Origin of the sequence: Novacetimonas hansenii, from assembly GCF_014843995.1 — a bacterium.
Classification (GTDB): Bacteria; Pseudomonadota; Alphaproteobacteria; order Acetobacterales; family Acetobacteraceae; genus Novacetimonas; species Novacetimonas hansenii.
Window position 1 is genome coordinate 2,299,703 of sequence record NZ_CP062147.1, and the last position, 16,345, is coordinate 2,316,047.

A 16,345-nucleotide genomic window follows, 5' to 3' on the forward strand; every position below is an offset into this window, starting at 1 on the left:
TATCGGGCCGGGTGACATTCCTGTCATCCGGCCCGACGTTTTTTCATGATGGTTTGCGAATGACAGTGCGAATGGCGAAATTGCTCTGGATACGGGCAACGCCGGGCATGCGTGACAGCTCCTCTTTATGGATACGTTCATAATCGGCGGTGTCACGCACCTCCACCCGCAGGAGATAGTCCGCATCCCCGGTCATCAGGTAGCATTCGCGCACATCAGGACAATCGCGCACCCTTGCCTCGAACCGGCGCTGACATTCATCGGTCTGGCGTTCCAGTGTGATATGCACGATCACGGTGGTCATGCCATGGACCGAACGTTCGTCGATCATGGCACGATAACCGCAGATGATGCCCTGCTTTTCCAATAATTTGACCCGCCGCAGGCATGCCGAGGGCGACAGCCCGACCTTCTGCGCAAGGTCCGCGTTCGTCATCCGTCCATCATGGGAGAGATGACGCAGGATGGAATCATTCACCCGGTCCACGATCATGATACAATATTCCGCCATTCTTCGCATTTATGTGCGTGACATGACGATATCTTGGCATATTCTGCCATTGAATGGCAGGACATTTCGTTTTGATCCGGCATAGGATTTTTCATGCCTTCCACTGTGCCGGAATCCGTGCCCGTGTCGCCTTCCCCTTCCACCACAGCTTCCTCGCACTGGCCACGTCATCGTGCTGGCGCGACCCTGCGGATCGACCTCGATGCGATTGCAGCCAATTACCGCCTTGTGCGCGACAGGGTCAGCCCCACCACAATCTGCGCCGCCGTGGTCAAGGCCGATGCCTACGGGCTGGGCCTGGCGCAGGTGGCCCCGGCATTGCAGCGCGCGGGCGCGGATCATTTCTATGTCGCGCACCTTGAAGAAGGGATCGCCCTGCGTCGTCATGTCACTCCCGCGACGCGGATTTTCGTCCTGCATGGCCCCCTGCCGGATACGGAAGAGGAATTCACCGCACACGACCTGACGCCTGTCCTCAACTCCGCCGGGCAGGTCGCGGGCTGGCGTGCGCTGGCGCGGCATCTGGACAGGGTGCTGCCTGCCGTCATACAGCTTGATACAGGCATGTCGCGTTTTGGCCTGTCGATGGCGGATGTACGCGCCATCGCCGATGATGCCGGCCTGCTGGCGGGGATCCGTCCGGATCTGGTCATCAGCCACCTTGCCTGTGCGGATACACCGCAAAATCCGGCCAACGCGCAACAACGCGCGCGCCTGTTGGAAATGGCGGCCATGCTGCCTGCCGCCCCGCTGGCGCTTTCGGCGTCCTCGGGCATTTTCCTTGGTCCAGACTATCATTTCGACATGGTCCGTCCCGGTGCGGCGCTGTATGGCATCGCCCCGAACGAGGCCACCGCCAATCCCCTGCGCCCGGTCGTCCGGCTTAGCGCACGTATCCTGCAGGTCCGTGACATCGTGGCCGGTGACGGTGTGGGATATGGCCTGACCTATCGTGCATCCGGCCCGCGCCGGATCGCAACAATCGGGGCGGGCTATGCCGATGGCTGCCTGCGGCAGGGCGCACACCATGGCGCCGCATGGTTCGGGGCGACGCGCCTGCCGATCCTGGGCCGTATTTCCATGGATTCGATCACCATCGACATCACCGACGTCCCGGTGGGGCAACTGGGTCCGGACATGGCAGTGGACCTGCTTGGGCCGCATTATGATGTCGATGCGGCAGCACGTGCCGCAGGCACGATCGGTTATGAGATCCTGACATCGCTCGGCCATCGCTATCACCGGACCTATGTGGCCGGGGGCTGATATTTTTCCTTAATCCTACCTTTGCACGAAAGCACAAGCGCAATGAAAATCATCGTTCTGGGCAGCGGTGTCGTCGGCGTTACATCGGCGTGGTACCTGGCGCAGGCGGGGCATGAGGTGACGGTCGTGGACCGTCAGCCCGCCGCCGGTCTGGAAACCAGTTTCGCCAATGCGGGACAGGTCTCCCCCGGTTATTCCGCCCCATGGGCCGGGCCGGGCGTGCCGCTGAAATCCGTCAAGTGGCTGCTGATGAAATATCGCCCGTTCGTGTTCTGGCCAATGCCGGACCCGCACCTGTGGTCGTGGATGGTGCAGATGCTCGAAAACTGCACGACCGCCGCCTATGATCGTAACAAGGGGCGGATGGTGCGCCTTGCGGAATATAGCCGCGATGTCATGCGCGACCTGCGTTCAAGCACCGGCATCACCTATGACGATCGCCAGCAGGGTACGTTGCAGGTTTTCCGCACACAAAAACAGGTGGATGCCGCCGCAGGCGATATCCGTGTGCTGGAACAGTATAACGTAGGGTATGAAGTGCTTGACGCCGCCGGATGTATCGCGGCGGAACCTGGACTGGTCAGCGCACGTGACAAGATCGTCGGGGGCTTGCGCCTGCCGGGGGATGAAACGGGAGACGCGTTCAAATTCACGCAGAACCTTGCCGCCATGGCGCAAAAGGCCGGGGTAACGTTCCTGTATGATACGAAAATCCGTGCCCTGCATAACGAGGGCGGGAAAATCACCGGTGTACAGACCAGCCGCGGCCTGCTGAGCGCGGATTCCTATGTCCTGTCACTGGGCAGTTATTCGCCCGCGATGGTGCGTGCGCTGGGACTGGACCTGCCGATCTATCCCGTCAAGGGCTACTCCATCACCACCCCGATCATTAACGAGGCGCGCGCGCCGGTTTCCACGGTGATGGATGAAACGTTCAAGATCGGGATCACCCGCCTTGGCAACCGGACCCGTGTGGGCGGGACAGCCGAACTGGCCGGGTTCAGCACACGCCTGCGCAAACCCCGGCGCGAAACGCTGGAACATTCCCTGACGGACCTGTTCCCCGGTGGCAACAACCTGTCGGATGCCACATTCTGGACGGGCCTGCGCCCCATGACGCCCGATGGCACGCCCATCATCGGTCGCACGCGTTATGATAACCTGTTCCTCAATACCGGCCATGGGACGCTGGGCTGGACCATGGCCTGCGGGTCGGGCCGTGTGCTGGCGGATATCATGTCCGGGCGCATGCCGGAAATCCCGTTCGAGGATCTGGGCCTCGTAAGGTACGGACGCTGAAACCTTCGGGAACCGGCAGGCCAGGTCCGGCCGCCGGTTCCCGGAACCAGCAATCGCGGCAATAGCACAGGCATTCGGGTAAATTTGTATCCAAGGGCGTCCAGAGGCCAGGAACACCACCTGTTTCAAAAAAAGCCCCCCTATCCCAGCCCGACCCACGACAGTACGCCACACAGGACCAGCCCGCTCACCCCGATCAGCGTTTCAATCACCGACCACGTGGCAATTGTTTGCGGCACGCTCAGGCCCAGTGCCTCCTTGACCTGCCAGAAGCCCGAATCATTCAATGGTCCGAACATCACCGCCCCCGCGCCGGTGACGATGACCATCAGTTCTGGCGACACACCCTGCCCATGCAACAGCATCGGCCCGACGACACCCGCGGTGGTCCCCATTGCAACCGTAGCCGACCCCACCGCAAGGCGCAGAGCCGCCGCCATCAGCCACGCCAGCAGCAGGACGGGAATATGCATCCCGATCGCAGCCGTCGTGATGGTGGTGGACAGGCTGCTATCCATCAGTTCCTGACCGAACCCGCCGCCTGCACCAATCATCAGAAACAATGACGCCAGTGGCCCAAGGCTGTCATTACTCAGCCGCAGTATCTCCTGCCGTGACATCCCCTGCCGCAGGCCAAGGGTATAGAAAGACAGGATAACCGAAAGCACCAACCCCACATTGGCATCTCCGGCGAAACGCAGGACCGTGCCCGATATACTGCCCGGTGCGCAGGCCAATCGCGCGACGGATCCCCCCATCATCAGCGCGACAGGCGCCACCATCGTCAGCAGCGTGACAGCAAACGATGGCATGGACCGCCGGGCGGGCGATGGTGCGACCGCAACCGCATCATGTGGGTTGGCCGCCAGACGTGGAACGATGAATGCTGCATAAAGCGGGCCGGATATGATGGCGATGGGAATGCTTAGTGCAATACCCAGCATGATCAGATGACCGATATCCGCATGATAGGCCGCAAGCGCGAACATTGCCCCGGGATGCGGCGGGACCAGCCCCTGCACCACCGACAGGGCCGCCGTCATCGGCAGCGCCACGCGCAGCATCGGCAACCCGGTCCGCCGCGCAACCGACATCGCCAGGGGGACAAGAACGACAAAGCCGACCGTAAAGAAGACAGAAATCCCGACCAGCAACCCGATCACCATCATGGCCCATGCCATGTGCTGCCGCCCCGACAGACGCACGACCGTCAGTGCAATCTGGTCCGCCCCACCTGAAACCTCCAGCATCTTTCCCAACATCGCACCAAGCGCGATGACCGACGCGACCTGCCCCAGAACCTGCCCCGCCCCATTTTCAAAGGCAGCGATCACATGCGTGGGCGACATGCCGGCGCACAGGCCAAGGAACAGCGACGTCACGAACAGGGCGATGAACGGATGCAGCCTGCATCGCTGGATCAGGACCACCGCCATGGCGATGGAGGCCCCGACGGTCAGGAAGGCCAGTGAAACCGGCATCCGCCAGCATCCTCCCCTGACTGGCGCGCGTTACCCATGTGGCCGGGCATGCCCTTGCGACGATAAAGGCGCGGCATCGCCGACATCGTGTGCCCAGCCCCCACCCAGCGCCCGCGCCAGATGGATGCTCGCCAATGTCTGCATCTCCTCATTACGCAGAACCTGTTCACGCGCATCAAGTTCATCAAGGCGGGCACGCAGGATGTCCTGCATCATGCGCTGCCCCCCTTCATACAGGCCTGTCACATCGCGCACGTTACTTCCCGCCTGTGACACGGCAATGGCAAGGTCATGGCCACGGGCATCGGCACTGGTACGGGCCTCATACGCATCTTCGACTTCTGCCAGAGCATTGAGGACGGTGCGGTCATACCCGGCCACGGCGGCATCCAGGCGGGCATGGGCGGCATGGATGCGTGCATGCACGCGCCCGGCCGTAAAGATCGGCAGGTAAGTCGTCAGCGCGATCAGGCCACCGGTACCCGAAAGCCCGGGAATACCGTCAAAGCGCAATCGCCCGTCCCCCCCGAAAAATTCCAGCCCGAAACGGGGCAACAGGTCTGTCTTGGCGCTTTTGAGCCGTTGCAGCGCCGCGTCCACCTCGTCACGTCGTGCCAGCACATCGGGACGTCGGGCCAGCACGCTGTCGGGCATCTCCCCCACGGGGGCGGCTGGCACAAAGAACGCGCCTGGCGACGGCAGTGAGGGCGCACTTTCAGGCGCCTGGCCTGACAGGATCGCAAGCCTGCGCCGATGCAGGTCATATTCCGCCACCAACAACGGACGTTGCGCCTGCTGAAGCGACAGTTTTTCATCCACGGCGCGCATGTCGGCCGAAACCGCCTGCCCCGCCGCAAAGCGCGCCTGGGTATAGGTGCGCAGGCGTTGCAATATACCAAGACTATGATCAAGCAGGTCGATCTGACGCTGTATCCCCTGCGCCCGGAGATAGTTTTCCGCCACATCCGCCGCAACCAGCATCTGCATGCCATGATATGCAGCCTGCTGTCCCAACATCAACGCATGCGCGGCCCGGCTGTCGGCATGGCGACCACCGAACAGGTCCGGTTCCCACGATGCCCCGATCCCTGCCAGATGGCCATCATTGGCCGGGTCGCCGTCGGACATCTGTGACAGGGCGGCAGGATTGCGCCAGCTCATCCCGCCACCGCCAATGTTCCCTGTCGCCCCGACCGTGGGATACAGCGCCGAACGCGCGATCACATGCGCCGCACGCGCCTGCAGTACATTGTCACGGGCAATACGGATGTCTGGATTTGCGGCAAGTGCCGCCTCCACCATCCGGGTCAGGGCCGGGTCATTCCATGATCGCCACCATGTCGTAAGGTCCGTTGCCGGGTCGGTTCCGGCCGGGGCCTGCACGAAATGCGACGGGGGTGTCACACGCGATAAGGGAACGGCGGTATGGAACGGCGAACATCCACCGGCCATCGCCGTAACCACAAGGCCGGCCACAAGGCTGATGTTACGCGAAAGTCTCTTTTTCATTATCCCTGCCTTGCCAGCATGGAGCGGAAGCGCATGAGCGCACAGAACAGGAAGACCACCCCCGTCACCACGATCGTCAGCAATGGGACAGCAATCGTCCCCAGCCCCGCGCCGCGATAAAGAATGGCCTGCGACAGGTTCACGAACTGTGTCGTGGGCAGGAACCGCACGATCATGCGGATCACGGTGGGCATGTTTTCCACCGGCGTCGCCGCCCCCGACAAAAGATAGGCCACGGCATAGACCGGCACCGCCAGCAGCCCGAACTGCGGCATCGTCGGCGCCACTGTCGCCAACATGATCCCAAGCGACGTCACCGAGAACAGATAGATCAGCGCGCATCCTGCAAACAGCGGAACCGATCCCGCCAGCGGCACGCCAAGCCACACATGCACCACCAGCCATAATGACAGCATGGTGGCGACAAAGATCACGAACCCGTTGGTCGCGATCTTGGAAATCGCAATCTCGCTGGCGGAAACAGGCATGACCAGAAGATGTTCGATCGTGCCATGCTCACGCTCACGGATGACCGCCGCCCCCACCAGAATGATCGACAGGATGGTAATGTTCGTCACGATCTGCATCACGGATGTGAACCACTGCGATTCCCCGTTGGGGTTAAAGCGGATGCGGCTTTCAGCCCGAAACGGGATGACATCGGACAGATGGGCCGAATGCAGGACGGATTCGACCTCTCCCATGAAAATTCCGTCAAGATACGTCGTGCCAAGCCCCGCCTGCGTCATCGCCGTGGCGTCCACCAGAATCTGCACCGCAGGCGCGCGGCCCGCCAGCACATCAGCCTCGAACCGGGGGGGGATATCGACGACGAAGATATAATCGCCCCGGTCCATCAGACGCGACGCATCCTCCCGCGCGATCAGGGCTGGTGGCTTGAAATAAGGTGGCAGCACCGCATCATGCAGACGACGCGACAGGGCGGAATGGTCCTCATCCACAAAGGCGATGGTGGCGTTGGAGACATCGGTACGCACCCCGTTCGCCACCAGCAGCACCCCGGCCGTAAAGGCAAAGACAATCAACCCGAGCAGGATGACATCATTGAACAGGCTGCGGAACTCCTTGCCGCACAGCAGGCCGACATTGATGATCCAGCGTCCCATCGGGGGCTATGCTTCCTGCTTCTTCAGCAACAGGCGCGCACCAAGCATGTAGAACGCGGCAAATCCCGCCAGCGCCGCATACATCCGCATAAAGGCAAAAACGCCCATGCCCTTGGTAAAGCTGCCAAGGCTGATCAACTGAAACCATGCGGCCGGAAACCCGAACCCGACAAGGCGGCTCAGCCCCGTCAGGGTGGAGGATGGATATAACATGCCAGAGAAATTCACCGCCGGGATCAGGCAGATGATGGCCGTGCCAAAAATGGCCGCAACCTGCGAATTGACAAAGGTGGAGATCAGCATCCCCAGTCCCGTGGCGCCAAGTATGAACAAAAGTGCCCCGATACTAAGTGCGATGAACGATCCCTTAAGCGGGACACCCAGCACAAGAACCGACAGCACCACCAGCACGACATAACTGCATGTCGCCAGCGCAACATACGGGGCCTGCTTGCCCACCAGATACTGCCCCACTGTGGCGGGCGAGGCATAGAGATTGACGATGGAGCCGATTTCCTTTTCCCGCACGACCCCAAGTGCGGTCAGCATCGTGGGAATAAGGATCAGCGCCAGCATGACCATCCCCGGTGTCATGGCATAGATACTGCGGAATTCCTGATTATAGATAAAGCGTGGTTCCAGCACGACGGGCACGCGCACCGCCTGCGGCAGTTCACGCCCCAGCGTCGTCGCGTACTGCGCCAGCACCCCTTCGACATAGGCCCGCACATCAGCCGCAAGGAACGGCACCGCACCGTCGATGACCACACCAATGGCAGGACGGCGCCCCGCCTCCATATCCCGTGCAAAGCCGGGCGGGATATCCAGCCCCAGCTGTGCACGCCCGTCATGCAGGGCACGGTCCATCCGTGCCGGATCTTCGGATGGTGCGGCTTCGACGAAATAAGGCGACCCACGGAAACTGTCGATCAGGTCATGGCTGATGCTGGTACGGTCATGATCGCACACGGTAAAGGATACGCCATTAACGTCGAAGGAAATGCTCGACGCGGCAATCAGCAGCAGCACGACCGGACCGATAATGGCAAAGGTCAGGCGCATACGGTCCCGCAGCAGTTCCACCGCCTCGCGCCGGGCAAAGGCCCATGCACGTGGCAGCCACGTCCCGCCACGCCATCCCCGCCATTTCCACGCATGCCCGTGATGCGACGGCGCGACGGCCGCAGGTGTCCCGGCAGGTTCGGCCTCCGCTTCCTTGAGGTAGGCAATGAACGCCGCCTCCAGATCTGTTGCCCCGCGCCTGTGGACCAGTTCCGCAGGGGTGCCCACCGCCAGCACACGGCCACGATGCATCAGCGAAATCCGGTCGCAGCGTGCAGCCTCGTTCATGAAGTGTGTGGAAACGAAGATCGTGACATGATCCTGCCGTGACAGTTTGATCAGATGCCGCCAGAACATGTCACGCGCCGCCGGGTCCACGCCGGAGGTCGGTTCGTCAAGGATCAGGATTTCAGGATTATTGATACACGCCGCAGCAAGCTGAAGGCGCTGGCGAATACCCAACGGCAGGGCGGATGGACGGACATCGGCCACGCCATCAAGTTCGAAATCCGACAATGCCTGCGTCACACGCCGCGTCGCATCGCGCGCAGGGATCCGATAAAGCCGCGCCTGAAGCCGCAGGTTCTGCCGGACGCTCAGTTCCTCATACAGCGAAAATGACTGCGACATGTAACCAATGCGCATGCGCGTGGACATATCGCCAGGTGTGATGGCACGACCGAACAGTTCCGCCGTCCCGCTACTGGCGTCAAGCAGGCCGGTCAGCATCTTCATGGTCGTGGACTTGCCACAGCCATTGGAGCCGAGGAAGCCGAATATCTCCCCCCGCCCGATGCGGAAGCTGACATTATCCACTGCGACAAAATCACCGAACCGCTTGGTCAGGTTCTGCGCCATGATGGCGGGGGCCGTGCCGGGATCATGATAGGGCGGGATGGAAAAACCGGTGGCATTGGCGCGTTTTTCCGCAGGCAGGAGGGAAATATACGCCGCCTCCAGCGATGTGGTGTGCGTTCGCGCCAGCACGTTGGCCGTCTGGTCCGCAATCAGCACGTGCCCCGCATCCATCGCGACGAGATAGGCGAAATGCTCCGCCTCCTCCATATACGCGGTGGAGACCAGGACCGTCATGGTGGGACGTTCGCCACGCAACTGGTTCACCAGCGTCCAGAACTGCTGGCGCGACAGCGGGTCCACACCGGTCGTGGGCTCGTCCAGGATCAGCAGGTCCGGGTCATGCACCAGCGCACAGCACAGGCTGACCTTCTGCTTCATGCCCCCCGACAGATGACCTGCCGGACGGTCGGGAAACGGGGCAAGACCCGTCGCCTCCAGCAGGCGGGTGATGCGCTCCTCGCGCTCCTGCGCTGCAAGGCCGAACAGACGGGCAAAGAAATCAACATTTTCCCATACCGACAGGGTCGGGTACAGGTTGCGACCCAACCCTTGCGGCATGAATGCGACACGCGGCAAAAAGGCTTCGCGCTGCGCACGCCCGGCCATGTCGGTACCCAGCACCTCGATCCGCCCCGCCTGCATGCGGCGAACCCCCGCGATCAGGCCCAGCAAGGTGGATTTGCCCACCCCATCTGGTCCCACAAGGCCAATGGTCGTGCCCGCCGGAAGGGAGAGCGAGATGTCATCGAGCGCCTTTACCGCGCCATAGCGATGCGACAGCCCCCTGATGACAATTCCCGTGTCATGTTGCGTGCCCGCGCCCATGGTCACTTCGCATTGGCAAGAAACAGGCTGTCGGGCCACCGGATGGTGGGATCGGCACGGACATAGCCATCACCCGTCATGCCGGATTTCAGCATCGTCCCATATTGCCGTGCCGTTTCCGGCGCGACCTGAAGTTTCACGCGATAGACCAGCTTTTCACGTTCAGTCGTCGTTTCAACATATTTCGGTGTAAACTGCGCTTCGGGTGCAACAAAGGAAACCCTGGCGGGGATGACCTGCCGGTGCAGCGCATCAAGCACGATGCGCGCCTGGTCGCCCACATGCAGCCCCCCTGCGACCCCTGCCGGGTAAAAGACCGTAAGATACATGTCAGACGGGTCCAGCATGGCGCCAATACGCCCCCCACCGGGCACCACGGCCCCTTTTTCGACGATGCGATATTCAATGCGCCCGGATACCGGGGCATGCAGGACCATGTCACCAACGACCGTCCCGGCGCGATCGGCCTGTGCCTGAGCGGCCTGCATGGCCGCGTCTGCCGCCGCCACTGCATGGCCTGCCGCCTGTAACGCCGCATCATGGGCGTCGTACTCCGCCTGCCGCTGCTGCACCTCCATATCAGAGACAAGGTGCTGGCGCGCCATTACATGCACATGGTCAAGTTCAAGCTGTGCCAGATGGGTTGCTGCCTGCTGCGCGATGCGTTCGGCCTGCGCGCGCTGCATCATCTCATGCGCCTGGAGTACCTGCGCGTTTGCCGCAGCAAGCTGCGCCCGGGCCTCTGCATCGTCCTCACGCGCGAGGACCTGCCCCGCGGTGACATCATCTCCTTCGGAAAACGCAAGTTCGGTGACACGACCGGGATATTTTGCCGCGATGTCGATACGGGCAAGTTCCAGCCGTCCGTTCGCCCGCGCAATGCCCATCGGGAGTACATCGCGATGCGCGATATAGAACCACGCCGCCCCGCCACCAGCAATCATGATGGCAAGCCCGGCACCAATCAGCAGGTCACGGGTATTCACGCGCACACACCGGTGCATACGCGCGGATTCTTCGTGCAAAGACGCGACAAATATCCTGCTCCCATCAATCTTTTACGCGCGACCTGCCCTGACACCACCAGTACGGGCAACAACGTTATAACGGCCATTACAGTGTATAACAGGGATCGGGCAACAGCCGATTACATATTCAAATCGATTAACGCCCACAGGCGATCCCACAACCGGGCCCTCAACGTGTTCCGCGATGATCCATGGGGAAATCACATCATCCCTGCCGCAGATGACAGCACGGGCATCAGCTCCCCCTTTCCGATGGCTTACCCCGCGGCAGACTGGTGCAGGATGTGGGCTCGTTCTCCTCCTGCGACAGCATTTCCGCGTAACGCAAGATCCGCGAAAGCGCGTGCACCGTCTGCCCCATCATGTCGGTGGGAATGTCACACAGCAGGCGCCCCTCCAATTCGGCACAGATTTCATGCAGGCGCGCGCATCTGTGCTTGCCACCAGGGGTCAGGAACAGGCTCTTGACGCGCCGGTCCACCGGATCGGGACGGCGTTCGACCAGTCCTTCCTTCTCCAGCAGGTCAAGCACGCGCACCAGCGCGGAACTGTCGGTATTCATCGCCTGCGCCAGGTCACGCTGCGATACACCATCGGGCATCATCATCAGATAGGCCAGTGGACGCATCATCGCCATGCTCATCCCCTCGGGGCGGATGGCACGATCAAGCACAAGGCGCCACGTATTGGACAGGCGCATCATCAGGAACGTTATGCGCATGTCCTGAAAACCGCTTCCTTCGAGATCGGGCATGGGGGAACGTACTGACATGATGCTCCAACGTATCTGTCGTGGTGGGCCTTCGATATCATGAAGGAAGGTGGCCGGGGTGCCGGAATTCTGCACGGCATCCCCGCACGCCCGGCGCAGGCATTTCCAATGCACACATAACATTGACATGGCAATCATTGTTATGAAACTAATGTGGCTCTTCCCAGCGGATGACTGTCCATGTCCCCTTCCTTTATGTCCCGGTCCATCGCGCCACCCCTATTTCCCGGTCGCCCTTGCCGCATCCGGCATGGGGGCGCGCGTTGGTAAAATACCTGTCACGCCTGTACGACATCTTCCGCAACGATGGGCAATGGCGATCCTTCATGGCCACGGCGGCATTCAGCGCACGCGTACTGGTGTCCATGAGCATCGCACTGTTTCTGGCCTTCAGTTTCCAGTTGCAGTCCCCGATGAGTTCCGTCACCACCGTCATGATTGTCGCCAACCCGACGGTTGGCGCGCTGGTATCCAAAAGCATCTGGCGCATGATCGGGACGGTCCTGGGCGCGATCATCAGCGTCGCGCTGATGGCAACCTTTGTACAGTCGCCCATCCTTTACATCATGGGATTGTCAGTCACGGTGGGGCTGGCATGCATGGCGGCCACTTTCCTGCGGCTTTTCCGCGCCTATGCCGCCGTGTTGACGGGATATACCATCGTCATCATCGCGGCCCCCGCCTTTGGCGATCCCGATGGCATCTTCCTCAGCGCGCTTTCACGCCTGTCCGCCGTGGTGGTTGGCATCGTGACCACGGCGGCGGTCTTTCTGGTCACGTCCCCCCGTCGCTCCGACCCGCTGCTGGAACAGATCCGCACCGTGTTCTGCGATACCATCCGCTATGTCCTGTCACGCCATGACGGGGGGGCGAGCACCACGACGGATGGCGCATTCCATGCACAGCGCGCAGGCATGCTCGCGCGGATCGCCAGCCTGTCCGATGCGGTGGAATATGCCGCAACGGACAATTACGACATCAGCGTCCGCCACCGCGAAATCCGCGCAGGGCTTGCACGCCTGTCGGGCATTGTTGCGTCCTATCATCCCCATGCCGTCATTGCCTTGGGGGCCGTTCCCGTATCGGCGTCACAGGATGCCCCCCCGGCCGACGGGCGGATCGCGGAACTGATGCGCACGTTGCTTCAGACGATGGAGAATGTGCCCCTGTCCGAAGGGTGCCCGCCTGCCTGCCGGCATATCGCCAACACGCGCGAAGCCCTGCTGGAACAGGCGGAACACAGCCCGTCCCCCCGGCAACTGCTTTTCCTTGATGATGCGCGTGATCTTCTGTCGCGACTGGAACATGCGCTGTGCGACCTTGCCCATCGCGGGGGCAATGACCGCAGCCTGCGCCTGCGGCCTTATATGGAGTGGCCAACGGCCTTGCGCAATGGCGCACGAGGCGCACTGACAACCCTGCTGGCTGGCCTTGCATGGTATGTCCTGCACTGGACAGGGGGGCCGATGATGATGCTGTATGTCGTCGCAGCCTCCAGCCTGCTGTCCACCGCACCATCCGCATCACGGGCATCAGGGCTTCTGGCCAGTGGGACCGCACTTGGCGTGCCGGCGGGGCTGCTGTGCCACCTGTTCATACTGCCCCGGATTGATGGCTATCCCCTGTTATGCCTCAGCCTTGGCCTGTTCCTGCTGCCGGGCATATGGTTGCAGTTCAATCCCCGTCTGGGGATCGCCGCATTCGGGTATTCCGTGTTTTCCACAATCATGCTGCAGGTCAATAACCCGATCCATTACAATGACATCCCACTCATGAACGAATGGGTAGCGATCCTGATGGGGTGCTGTATGCTGGTCCTGTCGTTCCGCGTCATCCTCCCGCCGAACCATCGGCTGGACGGGGCACGGCTGGTGGCGTCACTTTCCCGCAGTGTCCGCAGCCTCGCACTTGCACGGGCTTCCTTTCAGGGGCAGTGGATCGTCTGGGAACACCTGCAACTGCAAAAAGTCGCACGCCTTGCCATGCGGCTGTCATTCTGCGCCCCTGCGGAGGTAGCGAACCTTTACGTCGATGCGGCACTTGCGGCGATTTCACTGGGACGACTGGTGGAACGCCTGCATCGGCTGGCGGATCGTGCCGATATATCGCTGCCTGAACGTCAGCAATTACTTGCGGCATTGGGGGCTTTCGAAACGCTGACGCGCGATCCATTGGCAACCGCACGCACCTTGCACAATATCTGCACCAGGTCTGGCGCGGGGCAAGCCCTGACCACCCTGTCGCCACGACGGATGGAGGCCCTTGCCTGCATGGAGCAAGCCGAGCAGATCATCGTGGATATCCCCGCTTTCCTTGACCGCAATGGCCCGATCCAGTGGTCCGATGACTATCCCCGGGCGCGCGAATTCCTTCGGGCCGCGTATTCGGGCGGCGCCATGTCTGGATAATGGATGCATCCGGGGTCATGATCCACGATCATCCCCATCGCCTGCATCCAGGCATAGACGATAACCGGTCCGACAAAACGGAACCCGCGCGCGCGCAGGGCCGCCGACATCGCCTGGGACAGGGGGGATTGCGCCTGTACCTGGCCTGTACGGTTATGGACAGGGCCGTCGGGTGTCATGCTCCATGCGAATGTCGCAAAATCCTCGCCCTGTTCGTGCATACGCAACAGGGCACGGGCATTGCCAATCGTGGCCTCGATCTTGCGCCGTGCGCGAATGATGCCCGGATCAGCCATCAGGCGGGCGATGTCGCCTTCATCGAACGCCGCGACACGTACGGGATCAAAACCGGCAAAGGCACGGCGGAAACCCTCACGCCGTTTCAGGACCGTGACCCACGACAGGCCCGCCTGGAATCCCTCCAGCATCAGCCCCTCCCACAGGGCGCGTCCATCATGTACGGGCTGTCCCCATTCCTCGTCATGATAGGTGGCCAGCAACGCATTGTTGCCCACCCATGCGCACCGACGTGCGGTGACAGGGGCGTTCATCCTCCGCACTCCATCGCCAATGTCGGTGGGGGCTCATGGCCGAAAACGGAACGCCCGCCATATGCGTGGGAGCGATGACGTTCACCCGCGATGAATTGCGGCAGCGACGGGCCGGTAGCATGACGTTCAAGGCGCCGGGCCTGCCGGTCAAGGCGGCGGATGGCGTCAAGACGCTCTTCGTTCCCCAGCCTTGCCGCAGCGACCGCCGCTTTCATGACCGAAATCGTGCGGTCATAAACTGCAACCGGCACAGGATAGGGTTCGCGATCTTTCCCCCCATGGGCAAGGGAAAAGCGTGCCGGGTCCGAAAAACGGCAGGGCGCGCCATGCACAACCTCCGCCACCTGCGCCAGTGACAGCACGGTGCGTGCGCCGACACCGGGCACCAACAGCAGTTCGGCAAAATCCTGTGGTCCGCATTGTGCCGCCGCCGCCAGCGCGCCATGCAGGCGACGCAGGACAACATCGGCCGGTCGCACGTCATGATGAGCGGGCATCAGCAGATGAGGCAGGAATGGCATATCCGTGGTGCCCGGCGTTGCCGTCCCACGCAGGCGCGCGACTTCGTCCACAATGCGATCCGGCCCCAGATTACCAAGCAGTTCGAGTTGCCCCAAACGCGAAGACGCGGCGCGATGATCCGTCAGATTGACGATCTGTCCCTGCCGCCGTCCTTCTATGGCGGCATGCGGCGCCTCCACGAAACTGCGCAATCCTTCTGACAGCCAGTGATAACGCCGTGCAAGGCGCTGCGTGCCGTTCATACCCTGTTGCACGACGGTCCAGTTTCCATCATCCGTAACGATAAAGCCATGCAGATACAGGTCAAACCCGTCCTGCACAGCCGCGCTGTCCACCTTTGCAACCAGCCGGCTGGCCCGTACCCACGCAGCGGCATCCCCGCCGGTCCGTTCACCCACCAGCAACAGTTCATCGGGCGTACGGCGCGAATGCCGCCCCCTGCCGCCACAGACATGCAGCCCAAGTTCATGCGATACCGGAGCCAGCCCCCGCTTGAGCGCACCAATCACACTTGTCGTAATGCCAGAGGAATGCCAGTCCATGCCGATGACCGCGCCAAAGGACTGAAACCAGAAGGGATGGGCAAGGCGCCGAAGGAATTCATCACGTCCGTAATGATGGATGATGGCCTGCGCGATGATACCGCCAAGACGGGCCATACGCTGTCCCAGCCATTGGGGCACCCGTCCCCCATGCAGCGGCATATCCGCGCTGCCTGCCCGTTGCGCCATGTTCCGCCCCCCAGAACATTAAGGAAACACGACCGATAACACAAAGCCTGCCCATGGGCTATTATGCAAATCGCAAGAACATGGCCGCCGTGGGTATGACGTTAGAAAAATCACCTGAAATCACGTTGAATTTAAGAAATGATCTGGAATCAACCCATCGACAGGTGATGGGTTTTTTATTATTTACCATTATCCTTAATAAGCAGATTATTTTCAAATATATTTGAAAAATACTCTCAAGAAATTTTTATGATCCCAGTAGGTGAATAACAAAAAAATTCTCTAATATCCTTTATTGTACATTGATTTGAATTCTGTAAATTTTCAAACGACTTCTGACAGTTATTGATATAAAAATTTAAAAAAACACATTCATATATTTTATTTATAAAATA

Annotated in this window: 12 protein-coding genes; 3 read left to right on the forward strand and 9 right to left on the reverse strand. The window is 61.1% G+C overall.

Translation table 11 applies throughout. From position 1 onward, the window contains the following. Positions 1–43 precede the first annotated feature (43 nt). Complete coding sequence (locus tag IFJ82_RS10170; RefSeq protein ID WP_040511870.1) at positions 44–493, reverse strand: Lrp/AsnC family transcriptional regulator; 450 nt, start codon at positions 491–493, stop codon at positions 44–46. 111 nt (positions 494–604) lie between these two features. Here IFJ82_RS10170 and alr point away from each other — a divergent pair, with 111 nt between their 5' ends. Both alr and IFJ82_RS10180 read left to right on the forward strand, forming a co-directional pair. Beyond that, positions 605–1,777, forward strand: coding sequence for an alanine racemase (alr, locus tag IFJ82_RS10175; RefSeq protein WP_225578627.1), 1,173 nt, complete (start codon positions 605–607; stop codon positions 1,775–1,777). A gap of 42 nt (positions 1,778–1,819) precedes the next feature. Further along, on the forward strand, positions 1,820–3,076 hold the full coding sequence (locus tag IFJ82_RS10180; protein WP_003619441.1) for a D-amino acid dehydrogenase: 1,257 nt from the start codon (positions 1,820–1,822) through the stop codon (positions 3,074–3,076). A gap of 140 nt (positions 3,077–3,216) precedes the next feature. Here IFJ82_RS10180 and IFJ82_RS10185 read toward each other — a convergent pair whose 3' ends face one another. The 6 genes from IFJ82_RS10185 to IFJ82_RS10210 form a co-directional block, all read right to left on the reverse strand. After that, positions 3,217–4,557 (reverse strand): GntT/GntP/DsdX family permease, encoded by a 1,341-nt coding sequence (locus IFJ82_RS10185; protein ID WP_192264423.1) that lies wholly within the window; start codon positions 4,555–4,557, stop codon positions 3,217–3,219. A gap of 30 nt (positions 4,558–4,587) precedes the next feature. Then, positions 4,588–6,066: a TolC family protein gene (locus tag IFJ82_RS10190; protein WP_192264426.1), complete on the reverse strand. Its 1,479-nt coding sequence runs from the start codon at positions 6,064–6,066 to the stop codon at positions 4,588–4,590. After that, positions 6,066–7,193, reverse strand: coding sequence for an ABC transporter permease (locus IFJ82_RS10195; RefSeq protein ID WP_062809211.1), 1,128 nt, complete (start codon positions 7,191–7,193; stop codon positions 6,066–6,068). Before IFJ82_RS10195 ends, IFJ82_RS10190 begins: the two co-directional genes overlap by 1 nt. A 6-nt stretch (positions 7,194–7,199) precedes the next feature. Continuing rightward, complete coding sequence (gene rbbA / locus IFJ82_RS10200) at positions 7,200–9,938, reverse strand: ribosome-associated ATPase/putative transporter RbbA (protein WP_075631907.1); 2,739 nt, start codon at positions 9,936–9,938, stop codon at positions 7,200–7,202. A 2-nt stretch (positions 9,939–9,940) separates the two neighbouring features. Continuing rightward, entirely contained in the window at positions 9,941–10,924 is a 984-nt protein-coding gene (locus tag IFJ82_RS10205) for an HlyD family secretion protein (protein ID WP_143455986.1), read from the reverse strand. 277 nt (positions 10,925–11,201) lie between these two features. Beyond that, complete coding sequence (locus tag IFJ82_RS10210) at positions 11,202–11,738, reverse strand: MarR family winged helix-turn-helix transcriptional regulator (protein ID WP_178388359.1); 537 nt, start codon at positions 11,736–11,738, stop codon at positions 11,202–11,204. 170 nt (positions 11,739–11,908) lie between these two features. On the opposite strand from IFJ82_RS10210, the gene IFJ82_RS10215 reads away from it, so the two are divergent. Further along, positions 11,909–14,146 (forward strand): FUSC family protein, encoded by a 2,238-nt coding sequence (locus IFJ82_RS10215; protein WP_143455985.1) that lies wholly within the window; start codon positions 11,909–11,911, stop codon positions 14,144–14,146. Here IFJ82_RS10215 and IFJ82_RS10220 read toward each other — a convergent pair. Both IFJ82_RS10220 and IFJ82_RS10225 read right to left on the reverse strand, forming a co-directional pair. After that, complete coding sequence (locus tag IFJ82_RS10220) at positions 14,086–14,697, reverse strand: DNA-3-methyladenine glycosylase I (RefSeq protein WP_075595377.1); 612 nt, start codon at positions 14,695–14,697, stop codon at positions 14,086–14,088. The genes IFJ82_RS10215 and IFJ82_RS10220 overlap by 61 nt on opposite strands. Further along, positions 14,694–15,950, reverse strand: a complete 1,257-nt coding sequence (locus IFJ82_RS10225) for a DUF763 domain-containing protein (RefSeq protein WP_192264429.1) — start codon at positions 15,948–15,950, stop codon at positions 14,694–14,696. Before IFJ82_RS10225 ends, IFJ82_RS10220 begins: the two co-directional genes overlap by 4 nt. Positions 15,951–16,345 lie beyond the last annotated feature (395 nt).

Coding starts and splice junctions, on each gene's coding strand:
- IFJ82_RS10170 (WP_040511870.1), bottom strand. CDS start 493: ATGATCGTGGACCGGGTGAATGATTCCATCCTGCGTCATCTCTCCCAT.
- alr (WP_225578627.1), top strand. CDS start 605: ATGCCTTCCACTGTGCCGGAATCCGTGCCCGTGTCGCCTTCCCCTTCC.
- IFJ82_RS10180 (WP_003619441.1), top strand. CDS start 1,820: ATGAAAATCATCGTTCTGGGCAGCGGTGTCGTCGGCGTTACATCGGCG.
- IFJ82_RS10185 (WP_192264423.1), bottom strand. CDS start 4,557: ATGCCGGTTTCACTGGCCTTCCTGACCGTCGGGGCCTCCATCGCCATG.
- IFJ82_RS10190 (WP_192264426.1), bottom strand. CDS start 6,066: ATGAAAAAGAGACTTTCGCGTAACATCAGCCTTGTGGCCGGCCTTGTG.
- IFJ82_RS10195 (WP_062809211.1), bottom strand. CDS start 7,193: ATGGGACGCTGGATCATCAATGTCGGCCTGCTGTGCGGCAAGGAGTTC.
- rbbA (WP_075631907.1), bottom strand. CDS start 9,938: ATGGGCGCGGGCACGCAACATGACACGGGAATTGTCATCAGGGGGCTG.
- IFJ82_RS10210 (WP_178388359.1), bottom strand. CDS start 11,738: ATGTCAGTACGTTCCCCCATGCCCGATCTCGAAGGAAGCGGTTTTCAG.
- IFJ82_RS10215 (WP_143455985.1), top strand. CDS start 11,909: ATGACTGTCCATGTCCCCTTCCTTTATGTCCCGGTCCATCGCGCCACC.
- IFJ82_RS10220 (WP_075595377.1), bottom strand. CDS start 14,697: ATGAACGCCCCTGTCACCGCACGTCGGTGCGCATGGGTGGGCAACAAT.
- IFJ82_RS10225 (WP_192264429.1), bottom strand. CDS start 15,950: ATGGCGCAACGGGCAGGCAGCGCGGATATGCCGCTGCATGGGGGACGG.